At 34.7% G+C, this 19,980-nt stretch carries 20 protein-coding genes; 10 read left to right on the top strand and 10 right to left on the bottom strand.

All coding sequences use genetic code 11. From position 1 onward, the window contains the following. Positions 1 to 40: 40 nt before the first annotated feature. Positions 41 to 772, top strand: a complete 732-nt coding sequence (locus tag EG359_RS03045) for an MBL fold metallo-hydrolase (RefSeq protein WP_076352099.1) — start codon at positions 41 to 43, stop codon at positions 770 to 772. Between the two features lie 23 nt (positions 773 to 795). Here the strand turns inward: EG359_RS03045 and EG359_RS03040 are convergent, their stop codons facing one another. After that, positions 796 to 1,422, bottom strand: a complete 627-nt coding sequence (locus EG359_RS03040; protein ID WP_076351966.1) for a chloramphenicol acetyltransferase — start codon at positions 1,420 to 1,422, stop codon at positions 796 to 798. Positions 1,423 to 1,711: 289 nt separating this feature from the next. Here EG359_RS03040 and EG359_RS03035 point away from each other — a divergent pair, with 289 nt between their 5' ends. The 3 genes from EG359_RS03035 to EG359_RS03025 all read left to right on the top strand — a co-directional run bounded on the left by EG359_RS03035 (position 1,712) and on the right by EG359_RS03025 (position 3,863). Beyond that, positions 1,712 to 2,077: a PPC domain-containing DNA-binding protein gene (locus tag EG359_RS03035; RefSeq protein ID WP_228434900.1), complete on the top strand. Its 366-nt coding sequence runs from the start codon at positions 1,712 to 1,714 to the stop codon at positions 2,075 to 2,077. A gap of 39 nt (positions 2,078 to 2,116) precedes the next feature. Further along, a complete protein-coding gene (locus EG359_RS03030) occupies positions 2,117 to 2,701 on the top strand; it encodes a Crp/Fnr family transcriptional regulator (protein WP_076351967.1) in 585 nt (194 codons plus the stop codon). An 85-nt stretch (positions 2,702 to 2,786) separates the two neighbouring features. Beyond that, positions 2,787 to 3,863, top strand: coding sequence for an SDR family oxidoreductase (locus EG359_RS03025; RefSeq protein WP_076351968.1), 1,077 nt, complete (start codon positions 2,787 to 2,789; stop codon positions 3,861 to 3,863). Positions 3,864 to 3,939: 76 nt separating this feature from the next. On the opposite strand, the gene EG359_RS03020 is transcribed toward EG359_RS03025, so the two are convergent. The 7 genes from EG359_RS03020 to EG359_RS02990 all read right to left on the bottom strand — a co-directional run bounded on the left by EG359_RS03020 (position 3,940) and on the right by EG359_RS02990 (position 9,670). Next, positions 3,940 to 4,554, bottom strand: coding sequence for a hypothetical protein (locus EG359_RS03020; RefSeq protein WP_076351969.1), 615 nt, complete (start codon positions 4,552 to 4,554; stop codon positions 3,940 to 3,942). Between the two features lie 19 nt (positions 4,555 to 4,573). Continuing rightward, positions 4,574 to 5,074, bottom strand: a complete 501-nt coding sequence (locus EG359_RS03015; RefSeq protein ID WP_076351970.1) for a hypothetical protein — start codon at positions 5,072 to 5,074, stop codon at positions 4,574 to 4,576. 3 nt (positions 5,075 to 5,077) lie between these two features. After that, the gene (locus EG359_RS03010) at positions 5,078 to 5,500 is read right to left on the bottom strand and encodes a hypothetical protein (protein ID WP_084180286.1); all 423 of its coding nucleotides are present in this window, start codon (positions 5,498 to 5,500) and stop codon (positions 5,078 to 5,080) included. Further along, positions 5,497 to 7,467, bottom strand: coding sequence for a C15 family peptidase (locus EG359_RS03005; RefSeq protein ID WP_076351971.1), 1,971 nt, complete (start codon positions 7,465 to 7,467; stop codon positions 5,497 to 5,499). The genes EG359_RS03010 and EG359_RS03005 overlap by 4 nt, the downstream gene beginning before the upstream one ends. Before the next feature lie 183 nt (positions 7,468 to 7,650). After that, positions 7,651 to 8,454: a helix-turn-helix domain-containing protein gene (locus EG359_RS03000; protein WP_076351972.1), complete on the bottom strand. Its 804-nt coding sequence runs from the start codon at positions 8,452 to 8,454 to the stop codon at positions 7,651 to 7,653. An 18-nt stretch (positions 8,455 to 8,472) separates the two neighbouring features. Further along, a complete protein-coding gene (locus EG359_RS02995; protein WP_076351973.1) occupies positions 8,473 to 8,877 on the bottom strand; it encodes a GlcG/HbpS family heme-binding protein in 405 nt (134 codons plus the stop codon). A gap of 4 nt (positions 8,878 to 8,881) precedes the next feature. Further along, positions 8,882 to 9,670: an SDR family oxidoreductase gene (locus tag EG359_RS02990; protein ID WP_076351974.1), complete on the bottom strand. Its 789-nt coding sequence runs from the start codon at positions 9,668 to 9,670 to the stop codon at positions 8,882 to 8,884. A 1,015-nt stretch (positions 9,671 to 10,685) separates the two neighbouring features. Between EG359_RS02990 and EG359_RS02985 the strand changes: the two genes are divergently transcribed. The 5 genes from EG359_RS02985 to pdeM all read left to right on the top strand — a co-directional run bounded on the left by EG359_RS02985 (position 10,686) and on the right by pdeM (position 17,129). Continuing rightward, positions 10,686 to 11,708, top strand: coding sequence for a ligase-associated DNA damage response exonuclease (locus EG359_RS02985; protein ID WP_076351976.1), 1,023 nt, complete (start codon positions 10,686 to 10,688; stop codon positions 11,706 to 11,708). After that, positions 11,705 to 13,285, top strand: a complete 1,581-nt coding sequence (locus EG359_RS02980; RefSeq protein WP_076351977.1) for an ATP-dependent DNA ligase — start codon at positions 11,705 to 11,707, stop codon at positions 13,283 to 13,285. The genes EG359_RS02985 and EG359_RS02980 overlap by 4 nt, the downstream gene beginning before the upstream one ends. A gap of 49 nt (positions 13,286 to 13,334) precedes the next feature. Beyond that, entirely contained in the window at positions 13,335 to 15,719 is a 2,385-nt protein-coding gene (locus EG359_RS02975) for a ligase-associated DNA damage response DEXH box helicase (protein WP_076352101.1), read from the top strand. Between the two features lie 117 nt (positions 15,720 to 15,836). Beyond that, positions 15,837 to 16,439, top strand: a complete 603-nt coding sequence (locus EG359_RS02970) for a 2,3-bisphosphoglycerate-dependent phosphoglycerate mutase (protein WP_076351978.1) — start codon at positions 15,837 to 15,839, stop codon at positions 16,437 to 16,439. A gap of 45 nt (positions 16,440 to 16,484) precedes the next feature. Then, complete coding sequence (gene pdeM / locus EG359_RS02965; protein WP_076351979.1) at positions 16,485 to 17,129, top strand: ligase-associated DNA damage response endonuclease PdeM; 645 nt, start codon at positions 16,485 to 16,487, stop codon at positions 17,127 to 17,129. Positions 17,130 to 17,325: 196 nt separating this feature from the next. On the opposite strand, the gene EG359_RS02960 is transcribed toward pdeM, so the two are convergent. Both EG359_RS02960 and EG359_RS02955 read right to left on the bottom strand, forming a co-directional pair. After that, positions 17,326 to 18,279: a nitrilase family protein gene (locus EG359_RS02960; protein WP_076351980.1), complete on the bottom strand. Its 954-nt coding sequence runs from the start codon at positions 18,277 to 18,279 to the stop codon at positions 17,326 to 17,328. Positions 18,280 to 18,343: 64 nt separating this feature from the next. Continuing rightward, a complete protein-coding gene (locus EG359_RS02955; RefSeq protein WP_076351981.1) occupies positions 18,344 to 19,141 on the bottom strand; it encodes a helix-turn-helix domain-containing protein in 798 nt (265 codons plus the stop codon). Between the two features lie 264 nt (positions 19,142 to 19,405). Here EG359_RS02955 and EG359_RS02950 point away from each other — a divergent pair, with 264 nt between their 5' ends. After that, entirely contained in the window at positions 19,406 to 19,912 is a 507-nt protein-coding gene (locus EG359_RS02950; RefSeq protein WP_076351982.1) for a pyridoxamine 5'-phosphate oxidase family protein, read from the top strand. Positions 19,913 to 19,980: the final 68 nt, after the last annotated feature.

The following is a 19,980-nucleotide window of genomic DNA, read 5'->3' as shown; positions in this document are numbered from 1 at the left end:
AAAGCTTTTGAATGTTAGAAATATTGAGGAAATTTGCAGCATGAAGATCATTCCACTTAAAGAAGGTAATTTTTCAGCCAGTAAAACCAAGGACTTTACTCTTTTAACAGATGAAAATTTTAATACCGTTACCGGAATTAAAATGTCTGTACAGCCTTTTCTTATCATCACAGAAAATGATTATATTCTTTTGGATGCCGGTATTGGATGGAAAAATGAGGATGGAAATTCTGTGGTCTCCACGCTTCTTGAAAGAGAAAGCATATATCCGGAGCAGGTTACAAAGCTACTCCTTTCCCATCTTCACAAGGACCATATTGAAGGAGCTGTAAGACTTACGGATTATGGTTATGAACCCACTTTTCCTAATGCAGAAATATATATTCAAAAACGTGAACTGGATTTTGCCATGGAAAATAAAGGGAATCCCTCTTTTGATTTTGAAGTATTGGAAAACCTGATCCAATTGCCCAATATTATCTGGATGAATGATGATAATGGTAAAATTACCGATGAAATTTTCTATGAAGTAGTGGGCGGTCATACTCCATTTATGCAGGTTTTCTGGATCAAAGAAAATGGAGAAACTGTTTTTTACGGTGCAGACGATCTTCCACAGGCTTCTTACCTGAAGTATCATTTAGCCTACAAAAGTGATTTTGATGGCAGAAAAGCAATGGAATTACGACTTGAATGGGAAAAGAAAGCAAGAGAAAACCATTGGAAAATTCTACTTTATCATGATCTGGAAAAAGCAGTGATAGAGATCTAGAAAGCACCTTGCCATATGACCTGCTATAAATCAAGCTGTCTTTGAAACTCCTCAAGGTATTTTGCAATATGAATTCCATCTGCTAAGCCGTGATGAGCTTCAATAGAAACGGGAAGATATTTTTTACCCTCACGGATATTGAATTTACCGAAAGCAATTTTAGGAATTGATTCTCCGGTATTAAAATCTGTTGGATGAAGAATCGCACTGAACGAGTTCCAGGGAATTGTAGTATGTCTTACGTGGTCTTTACCCAGTCTTTCATTACTTATTCTAAGCCCTGAAGTCTCGTGTACTCCCTTTATTTCTTCCTGTAAATTAGCATTGAAAGTTTCAAAATCCTCAGAGAAAAGGGTGAATGAAAAGCCAAAGGTTCCGTCTGGCCTGCCAATGGTACTTCCGGCATGTACTGTATCAAACTGCACAACCTGCCCGTCAATAATTCTAAGCTTTAATTCATCGACGGTATTTACAGCCACCATAGATTTATGAAAGTAATAGGCAAAAAATGAGTATCCGTTTTCCTTAGCTTTATCATAGGCCTTTGTACAATCTACTTCCGTTGTAAAGCCAAAATATGGACTTGCCATGTTAGAAAAAAAATTAAAATGCTCCTTTCTGTTCCAGCTTTCAATATCTACGATCTTCATTGATTTTTATTTGCTGCAAATTTCTGTAATTTTTACCAGTTTACAAGTAAAAGGAATATAAATTTCCCATTAACATTACATTTTTCCTGTTTCAAAATCATTACAAAGAAATTGACAAGCATGATTATTGCATTTGCTTATTAAAAGCGATGAATGCTTAAAAAAAAACATCTAAAAACAAAATAAAGCTTTACGAATATGGATACACAAAATTTAAAAGGAAGCCATTGGTCAGCAAAAAAGGTAGACCATGTTTATATAGTCAGTATAAAAAATCAATCAAGTATCATTGAAGCGCTTACAGATTTTGTTAGAAGCCAAGGCATTCAATCGGGGAGAGGTTACAGGAATTGGAGCGGTAGATGAAGCAACCTTACGTTTCTTTGTTCCGTCCACCAAAAAATATGTGGATAAAACATTTAAGGAGCAAATGGAGGTAACCAATATTTCGGGAAATGTTTCTGTAATAGGCGGAGAGCCTCTACTCCATCTGCATATTACCTTAGGAAGAGAAGATTATACTGCTTTGGCAGGACATCTTTTAGACGCCAGAATTCGGGGAGCAGGAGAATTTATTTTTTATCCGCTTACTACCAGAGTTGTAAAGATAAAAGATGAGGAAATAGGCATCAATCTTTATAATTTTGAAGAATAATATACTGAAAGTCTTATTTTTGATAAAATATTTTTTTTAATGTTTGAGGTACTTCTTTCCCATATTCAGAATAAAGTTGCTATAACCGATGAACAGAAAAATCAGGTTCAGGCTTTCTTTACTTTAAAAAAACTTCGAAAAAAGCAATATTTGTTACAGGAAGGAGAGATCTGTAAATGTCTTTCTTTTGTAAGTAAGGGATTGCTGAAGTCTTATTTTTTGGATGAAAAAGGGAATGAACATATCAATATGTTTGCTTTTGAGGGCTGGTGGATCTCGGATTTTAACAGTTTTATTCATCAGGAAAAATCTGTGTTAAACATTGATGCCATTGAAGAAACTGAAGTTCTGATGATCACTCTTGATGATTATGAAAAAATGATGCTGGAAATTCCGGTAATGGATCGTTATTTTAGAATTCTCTATCAAAATAGCCTTGTAACAAAAGATCATAGACTGATTGTTTCTAATAGCTATACTGCTGAGGAAAAATATCTGCAACTGGCACAGAAAAACCCCGATATGATAAAAAGGGTTCCCCATAATCTTATCGCGTCCTATCTAGGGCTGGCTCCTGAAACTGTGAGCAGGATCCGTAAAAAAAATCTTCTTAACAATACTTGATACAGATCAATCCAAATGCATGATTCACATCAAGCATAATAGCCTGTTCACAGCCATAATTTTGTAACGAAAATTTACAATACTTATGGAAAATAAAGAAAACGTAGCATTGGTAGTAGGTGCTACCGGAATTACAGGAAGCAATCTGGCAGAAGAACTTATTGCACAAGGCTGGATTACCTATGGGCTATCCAGAAATCCAAACTCTACTATTTCCGGTCTTCGTAGCATAAAAGCAGATCTTTTGGATGAACAGAACCTGATGGAAGCATTGGATGGGATCTCTCCTACTCATATTTACTTCACAACATGGATGCGAAATGATACGGAAGAAGAAAACATTCATGTAAACAGTTTACTTGTCCGAAATCTTCTGGATGTATTATCGCCTAAAAAATCAGTTAAACATGTGGCTTTAGTTACGGGATTGAAGCATTATCTGGGACCTTTCGAGACTTATGTTAAGCAAGGGATTTTGCCTGAAACACCTGTTCGGGAAGAACATCCAAGACTTGCTCTTCCTAATTTCTATTATGCTCAGGAGGATGAAGTGTACAAGGCTTCGGAAAGAGATGGTTTTACCTGGAGTATTCACAGGCCTCATACTGTAATTGGACACGCTGTAGGTAATCTGATGAATATGGGAACTACGCTGGCTATCTATGCAAGTATCTGCAAGGAAACGGGAAGAAAGTTCATATGGCCAGGATCTGAAGCACAATGGCATGGTGTTTCGGATGTGACAGATGCCAAAGTACTGGCAAAACAACTGGTATGGGCTTCGTCCACTGAATCTGCAAAAAATCAGGCCTATAATATTACGAACGGAGATGTTTTTCGATGGAAATGGCTTTGGAAAAGGTTAGCTGACTGGTTTGGAATAGAAGCAGAAGGGTTTAATAGCATCATCAGGCCTCTGGAAAAAGAATTGGAAAATGATTCTCAAATCTGGAGCGAGATCGCAAAAAAGTATCATTTGAATGAGGAAAACCTTAGCAAATTATCGTCCGCATGGCATACTGACCTTGATCTCGGAAGACCATTGGAAGTAATGTGTGATATGTCCAATAGCAGAAAGCTTGGATTTACTGCCTATAAAAGTACAGAAGACTCTTTTATAGAATTGTTTGAGCGATTAAGAGCTGAGAATATAATTCCTTAGGGAGTAATTATGAAAAAGCCATCTATATAAAATGTAGATGGCTTTCTCTAGTTTTTAATAGTATCTCTATATTTTCTTACTTAATTTCTTGTAGATATACATTCGCAGTATTTTTTACATCTATTTCTATAAATTTCAAGTCTGAAAAATATAAATCTCTTTTTGTCGGTTCATTAGATGGAGAATATGTGTTTTTAAAGAAAGTCTTTTGCATTTCTTTTACATTAATTATTTCACTGCCAGCAATATATTTTATATCTTTTTCAGATGCTTTATTCTCTTTATTATCTTTAGGTAATTCAAAATTTAAATTATAATTTCCTCTTTTAAATTCTAAATTCTTGATGTAATAATTCTTCTCCTGACCACATTTACAATAGATATTCATTGTGTCTTTCTGTTGAATAAAAGTATATTTTTTCTGATAATATTTAGAACCCATTGGTTTCCATTCTTGGGTAACTACACTTATATTCTTATTATTGAAGATTTCTTTATTCTCTGATGCTTCCACTGTTTTTTTATAAGAATTATCCTGATTATATACTTTTGAATAATATTTTGCGAGTTGGATATTTCCACTTATAAATTCAAATACTAGTACATCTTTTGATGTTGTTTCAATTACTTTTTGTGCATTGCACGATGTGAAAATTAAGGTAATTATTAAGACATATATGAATATATTCATTTTATTATTTCAATTATTTTTATTTCATTTCTATCTTAACATTGTCAAGTTTTTCAAAATCAACACTATAAAATATGACATCATTTAATTTAGTATCTTCTCTTTTTCTTGTGTTATTGTTAAATAATTTATAAAGCAAAATATTGTCATTAAAAACATTAGCCTTATCAGAAGATTCTAAATTATTTTTTAAAATTTCAATATTAAAATTTCCTTTTTTAAACCGTATGTTATGAAAATAATAATTACCCGTATTTTCATAGTTAATTACATAATTCATAGTATCCTTATCCTTTATAAAACTAATTTTTATAGGACGGGGAATATCAGTCCACTTTCTGTCTTTAATTAAAATATAAGTATCATTTTGCATAAATACTTTCTGTAAAATCCTTACTCCTTTTTCTGGTTTTAATAGAAGTAGATTTGAACTATACATATCCTCCTTTGCTATTTTTCTTTGCGCATTACAACTATAAATAAAAGGCAAAACTAGTATGACAAAAAATATTTTTTTCATTATTTATTGGTCTTCTTCATTTCTGTATAGGCAATCACAGGGAAAATTTTTTATAATTATAGGATAAGTATTTTTATTTAATCTTTCAATACATTCTTTTAGATTTACGGTATAATATCCTTTTCTGAAATGCAAATTTTTAATGTGGAACGAAAGAGGACTATAAGAATCAAACAATAATTTGATTTGCATAGTATCATTTTTATAAATGAAATTTGTTTTTGAATTAACAGAAATTCCAACATAACTATATTGTTTCTTCGCTTGAGAATATTTATAATTGTTACTATTAGGTTGTTTAGCAAAATATAGTCGCTGCTTTTTATAGAAAATAGAATCAACTGTAATGGCTGAAGTTCGCAATGGCTGAGCAATACATAGATTGTTCAACAAAAACATAAAAATTATACTAATTAATATTTTCATATTTTGATTATTATATTTTTAATTTCTTCAATTAATATGTTAATTTTTGGATTAATATCACGTGTAACAATATTCCCTCTAGGGGCCGGAATATCGCTTCCAAATTGTGTTAAAGGTATATGTAAATGACCTGTAGGTAGGGTTGAGTATAATTCTGTTCTTAATTTAGCTACCCTATAAAATATTTCGTTAGAAAGGTAATCTCCCCCCGAACCTTCATAAGATTTCTGTTTTTGAAGATCTAAGAGTTTTGATCTCAAAATAACACCTTCTGTTGTTTTATCATTATCTCCACCATGATATGAATTATAAGTTTGGTTTAAATATATCCAAAAAACATCAGTAATATTGTTTTTATTGGGAACTATTTTTTTATAAGGTAAGGTTGTCTCATAAAACTCTTTACCTTCATTAAGTTGATTAAAATATTTTTCATTATAACTTTCTGAAGAGTTTCCCCAATACATATTATCAGCGAATCCACCTCTGTTTTTGCAAGGAAACCTATCTACATCAAACCTAAATACATCGCCTTGGCTTACTGTAATTATCATATCAACGTTTTTAATTAATGGCTCAATCAAATATTCTATCAAACCTTTATCATTTTTAAATCTATCAAAATCAGCATAACGAACAGGACATATAAAAGTTTGTATGAAATAATTCCCAATTATTTTGTTATATAAGGTAAGTGCATTTATACCACTAGGGTTTGATTGCAAAATATTTCCATCCTTTTGTGGATTCAATACGAAAGGATCAAATCCTGTAATGAGAATTTTCTTTTTATTATCAGCCTTTGAAAAATCTATTCCTGTATAATTTCTACTTTTTTCTTCAAAAAGTACGATGGTTTTCCAAAGTTTGCTGCTTTTAGGGATAATGGATTTTTTGAAAAAATCCTCCTGATCCTTTTGTGAAAGTGCTTTAATCTCTTTGATAAAAACATATTGCCTTTTTAAGATAACCTGCATAGCAATCCTTGCCCAATACAGAGGTCTGTCGTCAAGAATAGCCTTTCTTTCTTTTATTTCTTCCTTTTTTACCCCGGTTTTGTTATTTGTTGTGGTCAGCTTCATGCTATGATCCTGATGCTGTAATACTGCATAATCCCATAATTTTCCCGCACTTTCAGATACCTTGGCATTTATTTCCTCAATAGATGCTTCTGTGTGGTCTTCACAAAGCCATTCTGAAAAATCATCAACAATATCTTTAATATCTTCATTTTCATCAGCATATTTGTCGATGTACAAGTTTTCGTAATTCGTCAATAAATCTTTACTACCAGAATTATCTGTTTTAAAAAGGCCTATCAGTTCTTCATAGTTTCTTTTATAGGTAATGGGCTTTAGACGGTTTCCCGTCGGTGGAAGAAAAACATTTTTTGCATCTAAAATTATTTTTGCGAAAAATTCATTTAACTCTTCTTCATTTATTTTGGTTTCATGTAAAGCATAATCATATTCTTCAAAATCATCACTATACCAATTAGGATTGAGAACAAAAAGTGGAGTTTCAAAAGTTTCTTCATGAGTAACCAACCCGTTCCAGGAAAAGCGTTTTGTATTTAAAATATCAAATTTCTGATTGGTACTTTTTGTTTTTCCCTGTAGGTCTACATAGATGCTTTGCCCTTTTGCATTGGACGTTAATACCTTAATTTTAAGCTTTTGTCCGTAAAAGAAATCCTTAGTATTCTCGTTGAGTATTTTATTGTTTTCATCCAAAAATTCAACCTTTTCCACTTTTGGATGGATGGTATAAATTTCTTCAGGAGGAACATAGTTTCCGTGGGAAACTCCGGTATTTTCGCCTTGCTGGGTTATTTGTTTTTCTGCTGTAACAATTATATTTCCTTTGGTTACCCACATAGAGTGATTTCCATCTGATTTGATGGTATATTCTCCACGAACAATTTTTGTTTTAGAGCCACCAACATACATTTTTGTAGTTTCTCTCATTTGTCAAGTGTTTTTTATGCCCAAATGGTTATGAAACTCAGATGAAGAACGGAAGGGAAAACCGAACTACAACAGATATAATATCAATAAAATCATTTGAACCTTACTAACTTACAAAAATAATTGCAGAATCGTAGGATTCTGCAATTAAAAATATTTGTTCCCAGCACCTATTTTATCAGGTTATAATGCTGTGGTGGTTATTCCGTATTTCTTTTTAAATGAAGAATAGAAATGAGACAGATTTTCAAATCCCAGATCGAGATAGATGTCCGATGGTTTCTTATTCTTGTTTTTAATCAGATAATAAGCTTCGTTCAATCTTTTTTCCTTGAGCCATTGCTTTGGAGTCATATTGAATATTTTACTGAAATCCCTCTTAAAACCTGAAAGGCTGCGACCTGTAAGCCGGGCAAAAGCTTCCACAGATACATTGAACATAAAGTTTTTATTCATAAATTCCTTAAGGTCGATTTTATGAGGTTCAGAAAAGTCAAAAAGAAGATTCTTGAGCTCAGGATGAGCTTGCAGAAGAAGTTCAATTGCTTCCTTAACCTTTAATACAGCCAGTCTTGGAGGTATTTCTTTCGTTTTATTGATATAAGGAATTAATGATGCAAAATAACTCTTAAAAAAATCATCAGACTCAAAAAATAACCGCTGATTACCCGCAAAAGGAGTATCCATTATCATCTTTTGCTCACTGGCATATTGCCTCAGGGTTTCATCGTCCAGCGTAATGGAAATAAACTGATACTTTTCACCATTTAAAGGCTTCTTAATCGTTCGGATTAATTGATTTTTTCTGACTAAAACTACTGTATTTTCCCTAATAATGGTCTTTCCCTGATCATGAAAGGCATGCGTTTCCCCAGAGATCTGAAATCCCAGAAAATGATCCGGAATAAATTCCTCGTGGCCTCTGTAGGCTTCAAAAGCACACGAATAAACCAGTTTGTCAAATATAATCTCAGAAGTCTTTTCCATAGTACAAATATCTGAAATTTAAGCGATAGCAGACGCTCCTGTATGAGCAATTTCTTTGTCCTGTTCAGGAGTACCACCGGATGAACCAATAGCACCAATTATCGCTCTATTTTCATCCTTAATGATGACACCTCCCGCAAGGGTTAAAAGTCCATTATTGGAGTTCAGCATTCCATATCCGTGGATCTCAGCACCTGAAATAATGCTTCCCATTACATCACTGTCAATTCCAAACATAATAGCAGTTTTTGCTTTTTTTATGGCAAAATCGATCACCCCATATATGCTGTCCAGCCTTGCAAAAGCAACCAGATGTCCTCCTGTATCTACCACAGCAATACTTACAGGAATACCCAATGATTTTGCTTTTTCTATTGCGGCATGCAGTACTTTTTCTGCTAGTTCATAACTGATTCCAGTCATATTATTAGCTTTTAGCAGTCCACGCTTCAGATTGAAGCTGTTTTACAAAATCTTCAGTTTCCTTGGGATGTACATTCCTAAAATCACTATTGTCATCAAGAGCCACATTAACAATAACTTCTGCCATGGAATACGGATCTAATTGATGGGCAAGAGATTCAGAGGCTCCATCGAAGGCTGTTTCCGGAGTAAAATTCACCTTTGGATCATACCAACGGAATATAGAGTCTACTCCTCTATCATTGAACCCTGTTCCAAATACCCCCGGATTACAGGTTGCGATTTTGATATTGAACGGAGCCAGCTCTGTTTTCAATCCTTCCGCAATTGATTCCAAGGCGTGTTTAGAAGCACAATAAGCGGCCACGTAGGGTACCGTCCATAAACCTCCCATTGATGAAGTGAAGACAATTTTACCACCTTTCTTTTCAATAAACTTTTTAATAAAGCCCTGTGCCAGTTCCAACGCACCGAATACATTCACCTCAAACATAGATCGGATAATATCAACCGGTTGTTCTGCAATAGGACCGCCTTCCATAATACCCGCATTGCTGATCAGAATATCAATATCATATTTGTTTAAAATATAGGCAATATCCCTTGAATTGGTTACATCTAGTTTATCAACCGTCAAAGTCACACCCTGAGCTGAAGCTTCACGAATTAGGTCACTCATTTGAGGATATACCTGCGTGGTTGCAATTACCTGATGTCCTTTTTTAGCAAGCTCAAAGGCTGCAATTTTTCCAAATCCGCTTGCTGCTCCTGTAATTAGAATTGTTTTACTCATTGTATTTTATTTTTTTGTTGATACAAATTTCAAAGATTTTCAAGCGGTTTATATTGGTGTAAAGTCCAAACTTATAGTGTTGAGAAGTTCATCAGCCTCAAAGAATAATCGATTGTCAGGAAGATGATTATCTATTACCATCTTTTGTTCACAAGAATATTATTCATCATTCAACAAAATGGAAATAGAATTGAAGAACAAAGGGAAAAAATCCAGGATTAATGATCCTGGATTATAATTATTTACTTTATCTTATTTCTAAAAATAAGGATTACTGCATATATAGAACTCACTACAAATATTATAAAAGGAATTATAAAACTGAGGCGCAGTTTAGACATAATATCACTATAATATGTATTAGGAATCATCAAAGAAATTATTATTGATAATAATGCTATAAAACAGAATAGCATTAAATAACGATCTTTATAATATCTAGATGATAAGAAAATGTATAATGTACCAATAATAGGTATAGCAGTAATTCCTTCCCAAAAAATATCGTGCTGAGAAAAAGATAAAGAAACTATATCATTAATAAATTGGTATAACGAAAAAAGTATATACACAAATATTGGGAGATCATCTTTACCTAAACTGCAAATCATTAAAAATGAGATAACAGAAATAATTTTAATAATTTTCAGTTTCATTGGATCGTATCTGTTCTACAGGAGTTGAGGGCAAAGGATGCTGTGGACAATAGTATAAGTCCATAGATTAAATTTTTTTTCATGTTTGTGTTAATTCTAAGATTAGATGACAAATATAAAGAATTATTTTACTCACTTCCCATAGAAATATATTATGTTAAAAAATTCATATTTTACATTCAAACTAGGTAATCTTTACAAAACCAAAAGAGATATTATGCCTTTGCAAAAATTTTAAAAACATACACTTTTACTCCCTATAATTCTACTAAAATCTAATCCAAAAGAATAATAAAATATACAGTTTATTGTAAATTGGTTAAGTTTTTGAAGCTTATCCTATAAAACCAGTCACACCATTGAAGCTAATCACATTTACCAGAAAAGGAATTTACTGTCCGCAGGGAAAGTTTTATATAGATCCCTGGCGGCCTGTTGATATGGCCATCATCACTCATGGACATGCAGATCATGCCCGTTGGGGAATGAAAAAATACCTTTGCCATCATTTTACAAAGCCTATCCTCCATCAAAGGATTGGGAGTGATATTGAATGCCAGAGTGTGGCATATGGTGAGACTATTACCATTAATGGAGTAAAGGTTTCTCTTCATCCGGCATGTCATATTATTGGTTCTGCACAGATTAGGTTGGAATATAAAGGATATGTAACTGTTGTGTCCGGAGATTATAAGATTCAGGATGATGGATTAAGTACTCCTTTTGAATTAGTAAAATGCAATGAGTTTGTTACCGAAAGTACCTTTGGACTGCCTATTTACAACTGGCTGGAAGTTCAGGATTTAAATCAAAAACTTCAAAACTGGGTATTGAAAAACAAAGAAAATAACAAAACCTCAGTGTTTATCGGGTATTCTCTTGGTAAAGCCCAACGAATTATGACAGCTGTAGAGGAGCTGGGAAAAATATATGTACATTACTCTATCGGAAAGTTGAATGAGGCTTTTGAATCGGTGGGAATTAACCTTCCTGATTATACCATTGCCGACTTCAGAGAACGTTCAAAGGAAGTGGAACATGAAATTGTAATTGTTCCACCAGCCTTACTGGATAGTAATATTATTAAGAAAATTCCGGATCCGGCCACGGCTATATGTTCCGGATGGATGCAGGTACGTGGTGCCAGAAGATGGAGAAGTGCAGATGCAGGATTTGCCATGAGTGATCATGCAGACTGGAAAGGATTGCTGCAAACTATAAAGGCTACCGAAGCAGAAATTGTTCATGTTACGCATGGGCAGACAGAAATTTTCTCAAAATATCTGAATGAAATTGGCATTCATGCAGATATTGTAGAAACCCTTTATGGTGAAGACGAAGAAGAATCTGAAAAGGAAACCATTGAAAATCCGGAATCATGAAACATTTTGCAAACCTTATTAATGCCTTGGAAACAACCAATAAAACCAATGCTAAAATTGATGCAATTATGGATTATCTGGAGCGTACGCCAGATGATGATAAAGTATGGTTTATTGCCTTGTTTACAGGGAAAAGACCCAAGAGAAACATCAATACCAATTATATGAAAGAGTGGGCATTGGAAATTACAGGACTTCCACTGTGGCTTTTTCAGGAAAGTTATTCCTCTGTTGGAGATCTTGGTGAAACCCTTTCTTTGATTCTTCCTCCCCCACAGGAAAAAATAGAAAGAAGCCTGTCACAATGGATGAATGATATTGTTGATTTAAAAGACAAAACAGAGGCTGAAAAGAAAGAATTTGTACTAAATTCATGGAACGGATTGGATTATACAGAACGATTGATTTTCAATAAATTAATTGGCGGAAGCTTCCGGATTGGGGTTTCTGATAAAACGTTAATCAATGCATTGACAAAGTTTTCCGGTCAGGAATCCAGTGCGCTGATGCATAGTCTTATGGGGAAATGGAACCCTAATGAAACTTCTTTCAGAGAACTGATTGCTGCTGAAAATGTAAATCCTGACAATTCAAAACCATATCCTTTTTGCCTTGCCTATCCTTTAGAAAAAGAGCTTGATGCCCTTGGCGAATCCAATGAGTGGCTGGTAGAATACAAATGGGACGGAATTCGGGGACAGATTATCCGAAGAAATGATGAAGTCTTTATTTGGTCGAGAGGTGAAGAGCTTGTTACAGAGCAATTTCCCGAGATTACCGAAGTGATAAAAGCCATGAACGGGAACTTCGTTTTAGATGGAGAAATACTTGCAGTAAAAGATGGTAAAGTTTTAAATTTCAATGAATTACAGAAGAGATTAAACAGAAAAACTTTAACTAAGAAAATGCTCTCGGAAATTCCTATAGAAGTCTTTGCCTACGATTTACTGGAGCTTGAACATAATGATTTGAGAGAGAAACCAATCTCTGCCAGAAGAGCAATGCTGGAGGAATTATTGCGCAATGAAAAGCCTCATAACATTAAGCTTTCTCAAAGCATCGATTTTGAAAAATGGGAAGAGCTTAACCATATCCGGGAAAATTCAAGAACGGTAAATAGTGAAGGATTGATGCTGAAACAGAAAAATTCACCTTATCACTCAGGTCGAAAGAAAGGTGATTGGTGGAAATGGAAAATCAATCCCTTTACAATAGATGCCGTTCTGATCTATGCCCAAAAAGGTAGTGGCAGACGTAGCGCCTATTACACCGACTATACTTTTGCCGTAAAAAATGAGGATAAACTGGTTACCATTGCGAAGGCTTATTCAGGATTGACGGATAAAGAAATCATGGAAGTAAGCAAATTTGTAACAAAAAATGCCATTGAAAAATTTGGCCCGGTACGAACTGTAAAAGCTGAGCTTGTCTTTGAAATTGCCTTCGAAGGAATTGGACTCAGTAACCGTCACAAAAGTGGTGTTGCCCTTCGGTTCCCAAGAATTGTCAGATGGCGGAAAGATAAAACGGTAGACGAAATTGACCATCTTGAAGAAATTAAAAAATTAATACAATAACGTGGCTGCTTTTGAACATACCAATGGATTTAAAATCATTCAACAATGGATGGTTGATAAAGGAATGTCTCCTTTTAAATTTCAAATAGATGCATGGCGCAGATTCGGAAGCGGATACAGCGGTATGGTCGTGGCTCCTACAGGATTTGGGAAAACTTTTTCCGTTTTTTTAGCATTGGTTTCAGACTTTCTGAATCATCCTGAACATTATAAAAAAGGTTTGAAAATGATCTGGATAAGCCCATTAAGATCTTTATCCAAGGATATTGCGAAGGCCATGCAGGAAGCTATTGATGAAATTGGGCTTGACTGGGCTGTAGGGGTCAGAAACGGAGATACAGATCCTAAAGTGAGACAACAGCAGGTAAAGAAAATGCCTGAAATTCTTGTCGTAACACCAGAAAGTTTACACTTACTTCTTGCTCAGAAAAATCATGAGTCCTTTTTTCGCGATATGAAATGTATTGTTGTAGATGAATGGCATGAATTATTAGGTTCAAAGCGAGGTGTAATGGTAGAATTGGGAATTTCACAGCTTAGAAGCTACGTTCCCGACATGAAAATCTGGGGCATTACAGCAACAATAGGCAATCTGGAAGAAGCTATGGAAGTTTTGATTCCCTATGACGTTAAAAAAACTCAAATTACAGCTACGGAACGAAAGAAAATAGATATTATTCCCGTCTTTCCGGATGAAATTGAAATATTGCCCTGGGCAGGACATCTTGGGAATAAATTGGCGGATAAAGTAGTACCCATTATTCTCAACTCAAAATCTACCATTGTTTTTACCAATACCCGAAGCCAAAGTGAAATGTGGTATCAGCTGCTGCTGGACGCCTATCCGGATTTTGCGGGGCAGATCGCTATTCATCATAGCTCCATTGATGCTCATTTAAGGATCTGGATTGAAGAGAATCTGAGTTCAGGAAAATTAAAAGCTGTTGTTTCCACATCATCGCTAGATTTAGGAATAGATTTTAAACCTGTTGATACTGTCATTCAGATCGGTTCCGCAAAAGGAGTGGCAAGATTTCTTCAGCGGGCAGGCCGTAGTGGACACTCCCCTTTTGAAACTTCCAAAATTTATTGTGTACCCACTCATTCTCTGGAACTGATTGAGGTTTCTGCCTTAAAGGAAGCCGTAAAGCAAAAAGTAATTGAACCAAGGGAACCACAGGTCTTATGCTTCGATGTTTTGGTTCAGTTCTTAATGACCTTGGCGGTTGGAAACGGTTTTTATCCCGATGAAGTATATAAAAGAATCAAAAAGGTATATGCGTTTCAGGAAATGATGGATGAAGAATGGAAAAGCATTCTTGAGTTTCTGACCATTGGTGGCAGTGTATTGAAGAGTTATGAGGAATTCCATAAAATTGTGATTTTGGATGATGGTTTATACAAGGTAACCTCACGGAAAATAGCAATGCTTCACCGGATGAATATGGGAGTAATTGTAAGTGATGCCATGCTAAAGGTTAAATTTATTTCCGGGGGTTATATTGGAATGATTGAAGAATATTTTATTTCAAAATTAAAAAAAGAAGAAAAATTCATTTTAGCCGGACGTACTCTGGAAGTAGCAATGATCAAGGATATGACCGTATATGTAAGATCCGCCAAAGGAAGAGCACTTGTACCGAGTTATTTGGGTGGAAGATTGCCTTTGAGCTCTGATTTGGGTCATTTTTTAAGAGAAAAACTTTCACACGCACTAAATCCGAAAGCCTCAGAAAAAGAATTGAAATTTCTGCACCCGCTTCTGGTCAATCAGGAAAAAAACTCGCATATTCCCAAAGAAGATGAATTCTTGGTTGAAATGATTAAAAACCGAGAAGGATACCACTTGTTTATGTACCCTTTTGAAGGCCGTTTGGTACATGAAGTGATGGCGGCATTAATAGCCTACAGAATTTCAAAACTCGCTCCAATTTCCTTTTCGATGGCCATGAATGATTATGGATTTGAATTATTCAGTGACAAGGAAATACCCTTAAATGAAGAAAATATACAGCAAATTTTAAGCAGAGAGAACCTGATGACAGATATGATAGCCAGTATTAATTCTGCAGAAATGGCAAGGAGGAAATTTCGGGATATAGCCGTGATCTCGGGAATGGTCATTCAAAATTATGCGGGAAAGCAACGCTCTAATAAATCCTTGCAAAGTTCAGCCGGATTGATCTTTAAGGTACTGGAAGACTATGATCCCAATCATTTTTTGATCAGGCAGGCCTATACAGAAGTCTTTAATATTCAGCTTCAGGAACAGCGTTTAGTAGAAGCGTTTAAAAGAATTGAAAAGTCTAAAATTATTTTAAAGCATTCTCATTCCTTTACTCCGTTAAGCTTTCCTATAAAGGTAGACAGTCTCAGACAGACTCTTTCCAGTGAAGGGCTTGATGCCAGAATTAAAAGAATGTTGAAGCTTTAAAATATCATTATTTTCGGCTTAAATACCTGAAAAGTTTCATGTCTTTTGTACATCATAACTCTTGATAAGTTCGTAACTTAGAGTATATTCTTCGAAGAGTAAAATAACATTAAAATCATGGCAAAATTGTTCTTAGTCCGCCACGGGCAGTCACTCTGGAATCTTGAAAACAGATTTACAGGCTGGCAGGATATTGATATAACAGAAACCGGAATTGAAGAAGCAAAAAATGCAGGAATAGCCCTAAGCAAAGAAAAAATAGATGTTGCTTTTACTTCTGTACTCATCAGAGCAGAACATACCCTTTCCATTATCCTTGATGAAATAGGGAAACCCAATATTCCTATTATTATGGATAAAGCATTGAATGAACGGTCTTATGGAGATCTTGAGGGGCTTAACAAAGCAGAAACGGCACAAAAATATGGTGATGAGCAGGTTTATAGCTGGCGCAGGTCCTATGATGTTGTGCCACCAGGCGGAGAAAGTCTTAAAGATACCTATAACAGGGTTATTCCCTATTTTGAAAGAGAGATTGCCCCACTTTTAAAAAAAGGAGAAAATGTACTTATTGTAGCCCATGGAAATAGTCTGCGTTCATTGATTATGTACCTTGAACATTTATCACCTGACGAAATTTTAGAAAGAGAAATTGCAACAGGTATTCCTATAACCTATATTTTTGATGAAAACTTTCATGTAAGCAGAAGAGAAAACTAGTTTTTTGTACACAAGTACAAGACCTTAAATTTATAATTTTTAATCGTGTTTATTGTTACAAAAGATATTTCAATTCAAAACGAGGTTTTTACTTTAACCAATCAGCGTGCTGTATTTTGGAAAAAGGAAAAAGCACTGATACTTTCTGATCTTCACATCGGGAAGACCGCTCATTTTCGTAAAAATGGGATTGCACTAGCCAATCATATTATGAAAAGTGATCTGGAAAGACTTTCAGCATTGATTGAATACTTCCAGCCTGAGAAATTTATTGTTGTCGGTGATTTGCTTCATGCAGGGGATAATTCTGATGTGGACGAATTCTGCACATGGAGAAGTCAATATCCTGATCTTCATTTTTATCTTATTGAAGGCAATCATGACCGCATTTCAGAACAGTTAAAGAAAAAACTTTGCCTGAATTTTAAGAAATCCTTACTGGAAGTTGATGGATTTACCTTTATTCATGATTTTGATAAAACAAAAACAGGTTTCCAGATTACCGGACATATTCATCCCGGAATTGTTTTAAACTCTGCTGTAAAAAGTATCAGACTTCCCTGCTTTGCCCTTAGTACAAATCAATTATTATTACCCGCATTCAGCGAGTTTACAGGGCTTGATACTAAAAATCTGCCTAAGAAAAGTAAGTTTTTTGTTTTTACAGACGCAGAGATCTATGAAATTTAAAATGAACAGAAAACTCGTAAAAATATAATAAACAAGATTTTTAAAATTCTCGCAGATTTTGCAGATAATTTAATCATATTAATATGCTCAATCCGCTAAATCTGCGAGAAGTAAATAATTTTATCTCCGATAAAATCCTTACGTCTTACAACATACAGTATATAAAGCCTTTGCATCTTTGCGCAGCCAGCTCTTCTTATTTATCTTTATCATCCAGCCACACCACTTTCTGCTCAGAAAAATGTTCCTGCCCAATAATTTTGCCATATAATTCAGGTCTTCGTGCCTTAATATATCTATAACCTCCTGCCTGTGTCAGTTTTTCAGGGGTAATGATGGTCGTTTCAAAACTATCTTCAAACGAACGGCATTCCGCAACAACATCTCCAAAAGGATCAATAATCATGGAGCATCCATTCTTAAGCTGATCATCATCCATCCCGATAGGGTTTGAAAAAACAATATAAGCTCCGTTGTCATAAGCCCTTGATGGAAGCCATTTCATCAGCCAGTCTCTTCCTTTCATTCCATTAAATTCTAATCGTAAAGAAGTAGGGTCTTTTTCTCTGTTTTCCCAAAGTTGAGGATCCACAAAGCCTGCTCCCGGTCTTGTAGAAGGGGTGCACATGGTAACATGCGGCATAAAGATAATATCAGCACCCAAAAGCTTGGTCGCCCTTACATTTTCAATAATATTATTGTCATAGCAGATAAGAATTCCGCACTTCCATCCCAAAATATCAAATACACAGTATTCATTTCCAGGGGTAAGATGTGGATTGATGAATGGGTGGAGTTTTCTGTACTTCGCCTTCAATCCGGTTTTATCTACGCACACATAGGCTTTAAAAAGATTGTTTTGCTCATCCTTTTCAAAGAGACCGGCCAGTATGGTAATATTGTGCTGCGTAGCAATCTGTTGTAGCCTTTGAATGCTTTCTCCATCAGGAATGATTTCGGCAATATCGAGAAGCTGTTCTTTTGAAAGTTTTCGGGCAAAAGTATATCCTGTGATTGAACATTCATGGAAGACCATGACATTTGAACCCTGTGAAGCAGCCTGTGCAGACAATTTTTCTATAACAGAGAGATTATATTCCTTATCCCCACTTTTGTTCTCAAATTGTGCTGTTGAAATTTTAATATTCATTGATTTTTTTCAGCAAAACTAGATGATAGCGTTGTCGAAAAATTGTATAAAACCGACATGACGATTATAACTCAATGAAATTAACGGCCATTTTGTTTTCTGTTTTCACATATTGTCGGGGAGTAAGCCCAATATTATTTTTGAACTCCCTGATCATGTGGGACTGGTCAGAATATCCTGCATGATAAGAAAGAACCGTCATATTTTCATCTTTTATTCCCTTATTCATAAGGCTTAGAAAATAGTGAAGTCTGATAATATTGCTGTATTTTTTGGGTGTCATTCCCATATAATTATCAAATTTTCTCTCAAGGTGACGTTCTGAGTAACCCGAAAATATTTCCAAATCTTTTGAGGATGCAGAACCTTTATTTTGGAGAATATACTGCTGTACAGCGGTTATAAAATGAAAGTCAGAGTCTATTTCTCCAGATAAAAAGTTGGTGAAAAATATATTCAGACTACGAATAACCGATAAAGGATTCACTTTATTAAAAAGATCTTCCTGATAAGGCTGTAATTTGTTCTTTAGGACATCTTCTACCGAGATTATCTGATTTTTAACTTCTTTTGCAGAAACCTTTAGAAGAATATTTAAGAAATACGGTTGGAAAACTACTGCGATCAAAGAAAATGTTCCTTTTGAGTGAAAATCCTTGTAGCTATTTAATCCACCATAAAAAAAAGAAAGCGGCATACTCTTCTCCGAAAGATGAGAATACAGGTTCATGTTACCAGATAGAATAAGCCCGGTACTTCCGTCTGTAAACAGCCTTACATTTTTTATGTCATTTTTAGAATTATCTAAAAAGATATAATGTCTGATGAAAGGAGCCAGATGTTTTGGAGGTGAAATCTGCATATTCAAATGTACATAAAACTTATCATTCTAAATATCCTGAGGCATGTAAAATTATACATTAAAATTCTCTTGCAGATTAAACATGTTACGCGGATGATAGTGAAAAGATCTGCTTAATTTGCAAAATCAACGAGAAAAAAATTGCCTTAATTTATCTCTAGTAAAATATTTTATTCCCTTTTGGTCAGGTATTTGAATAGTTTACTACATATTATTCTTCATTCTGTTGAATATATTAATACCAATCACTTAAAATATTATATTATGTCAACACAAAATCTCACCCATCTCGAAGCGATCAAAAAGATCAAAGAATTGTCAGAAAAAGCCCGAATATGTATGTTCTGTACAGAATTGGAAACCACCCCTATCAATTCTAGACCAATGACACTGCAGGAAACTGATGACAGCGGAAATCTCTGGTTTATCAGCAGTGGAACCAGCAATAAGAATTTTGAAATAAAAGAAGACCGCAGAGTACAATTATTTTTTATGAACAATGGTGATTCCCAATACCTTTCAGTGTACGGAGAAGCTTCTGTTTATAAGGATAAAGCTACTATAGAAAAAAAATGGTCTCCTCTGGCCAAAGCCTGGTTTGATGGAAAGGACGATCCCAATGTTACCATTATCCGGGTAGAACCTAAAGAAACCTATTATTGGGATACCAAAGCCGGAAAACTGGTAAGTTTATTCAGTTTTGTTACTTCAGCAATAATTGGGCATAAAACCAATAATTCTGACGGTGTAGAGGGAAATGCAATAATTTAGAAGTTCAAAATAAACAATAAATTCTCTCGTAGATTTCGCTGATGATTGTGAAAGACCTGCAAAGTTAT

It is taken from the genome of Chryseobacterium joostei (genome assembly GCF_003815775.1).
GTDB classification, from domain to species: Bacteria; Bacteroidota; Bacteroidia; order Flavobacteriales; family Weeksellaceae; genus Chryseobacterium; species Chryseobacterium joostei.
This window is presented reverse-complemented; position numbering and strand designations above follow the sequence as displayed.

Excerpts from the sequence above, each read along its gene's own strand:
- EG359_RS03000 (WP_076351972.1), bottom strand. The coding sequence starts at position 8,454 with ATGGAAAAGACTTCTGAGATTATATTTGACAAACTGGTTTATTCGTGT.
- EG359_RS03045 (WP_076352099.1), top strand. The coding sequence starts at position 41 with ATGAAGATCATTCCACTTAAAGAAGGTAATTTTTCAGCCAGTAAAACC.
- EG359_RS02960 (WP_076351980.1), bottom strand. The coding sequence starts at position 18,279 with ATGAATATTAAAATTTCAACAGCACAATTTGAGAACAAAAGTGGGGAT.
- EG359_RS02990 (WP_076351974.1), bottom strand. The coding sequence starts at position 9,670 with ATGAGTAAAACAATTCTAATTACAGGAGCAGCAAGCGGATTTGGAAAA.
- EG359_RS02995 (WP_076351973.1), bottom strand. The coding sequence starts at position 8,877 with ATGACTGGAATCAGTTATGAACTAGCAGAAAAAGTACTGCATGCCGCA.
- EG359_RS03015 (WP_076351970.1), bottom strand. The coding sequence starts at position 5,074 with ATGAAAAAAATATTTTTTGTCATACTAGTTTTGCCTTTTATTTATAGT.
- EG359_RS03030 (WP_076351967.1), top strand. The coding sequence starts at position 2,117 with ATGTTTGAGGTACTTCTTTCCCATATTCAGAATAAAGTTGCTATAACC.
- EG359_RS02955 (WP_076351981.1), bottom strand. The coding sequence starts at position 19,141 with ATGCAGATTTCACCTCCAAAACATCTGGCTCCTTTCATCAGACATTAT.
- EG359_RS03025 (WP_076351968.1), top strand. The coding sequence starts at position 2,787 with ATGGAAAATAAAGAAAACGTAGCATTGGTAGTAGGTGCTACCGGAATT.
- EG359_RS02950 (WP_076351982.1), top strand. The coding sequence starts at position 19,406 with ATGTCAACACAAAATCTCACCCATCTCGAAGCGATCAAAAAGATCAAA.
- EG359_RS03010 (WP_084180286.1), bottom strand. The coding sequence starts at position 5,500 with ATGAAAATATTAATTAGTATAATTTTTATGTTTTTGTTGAACAATCTA.
- EG359_RS03005 (WP_076351971.1), bottom strand. The coding sequence starts at position 7,467 with ATGAGAGAAACTACAAAAATGTATGTTGGTGGCTCTAAAACAAAAATT.
- EG359_RS03020 (WP_076351969.1), bottom strand. The coding sequence starts at position 4,554 with ATGAATATATTCATATATGTCTTAATAATTACCTTAATTTTCACATCG.
- EG359_RS03040 (WP_076351966.1), bottom strand. The coding sequence starts at position 1,422 with ATGAAGATCGTAGATATTGAAAGCTGGAACAGAAAGGAGCATTTTAAT.
- EG359_RS02970 (WP_076351978.1), top strand. The coding sequence starts at position 15,837 with ATGGCAAAATTGTTCTTAGTCCGCCACGGGCAGTCACTCTGGAATCTT.
- EG359_RS02980 (WP_076351977.1), top strand. The coding sequence starts at position 11,705 with ATGAAACATTTTGCAAACCTTATTAATGCCTTGGAAACAACCAATAAA.
- EG359_RS02975 (WP_076352101.1), top strand. The coding sequence starts at position 13,335 with ATGGTTGATAAAGGAATGTCTCCTTTTAAATTTCAAATAGATGCATGG.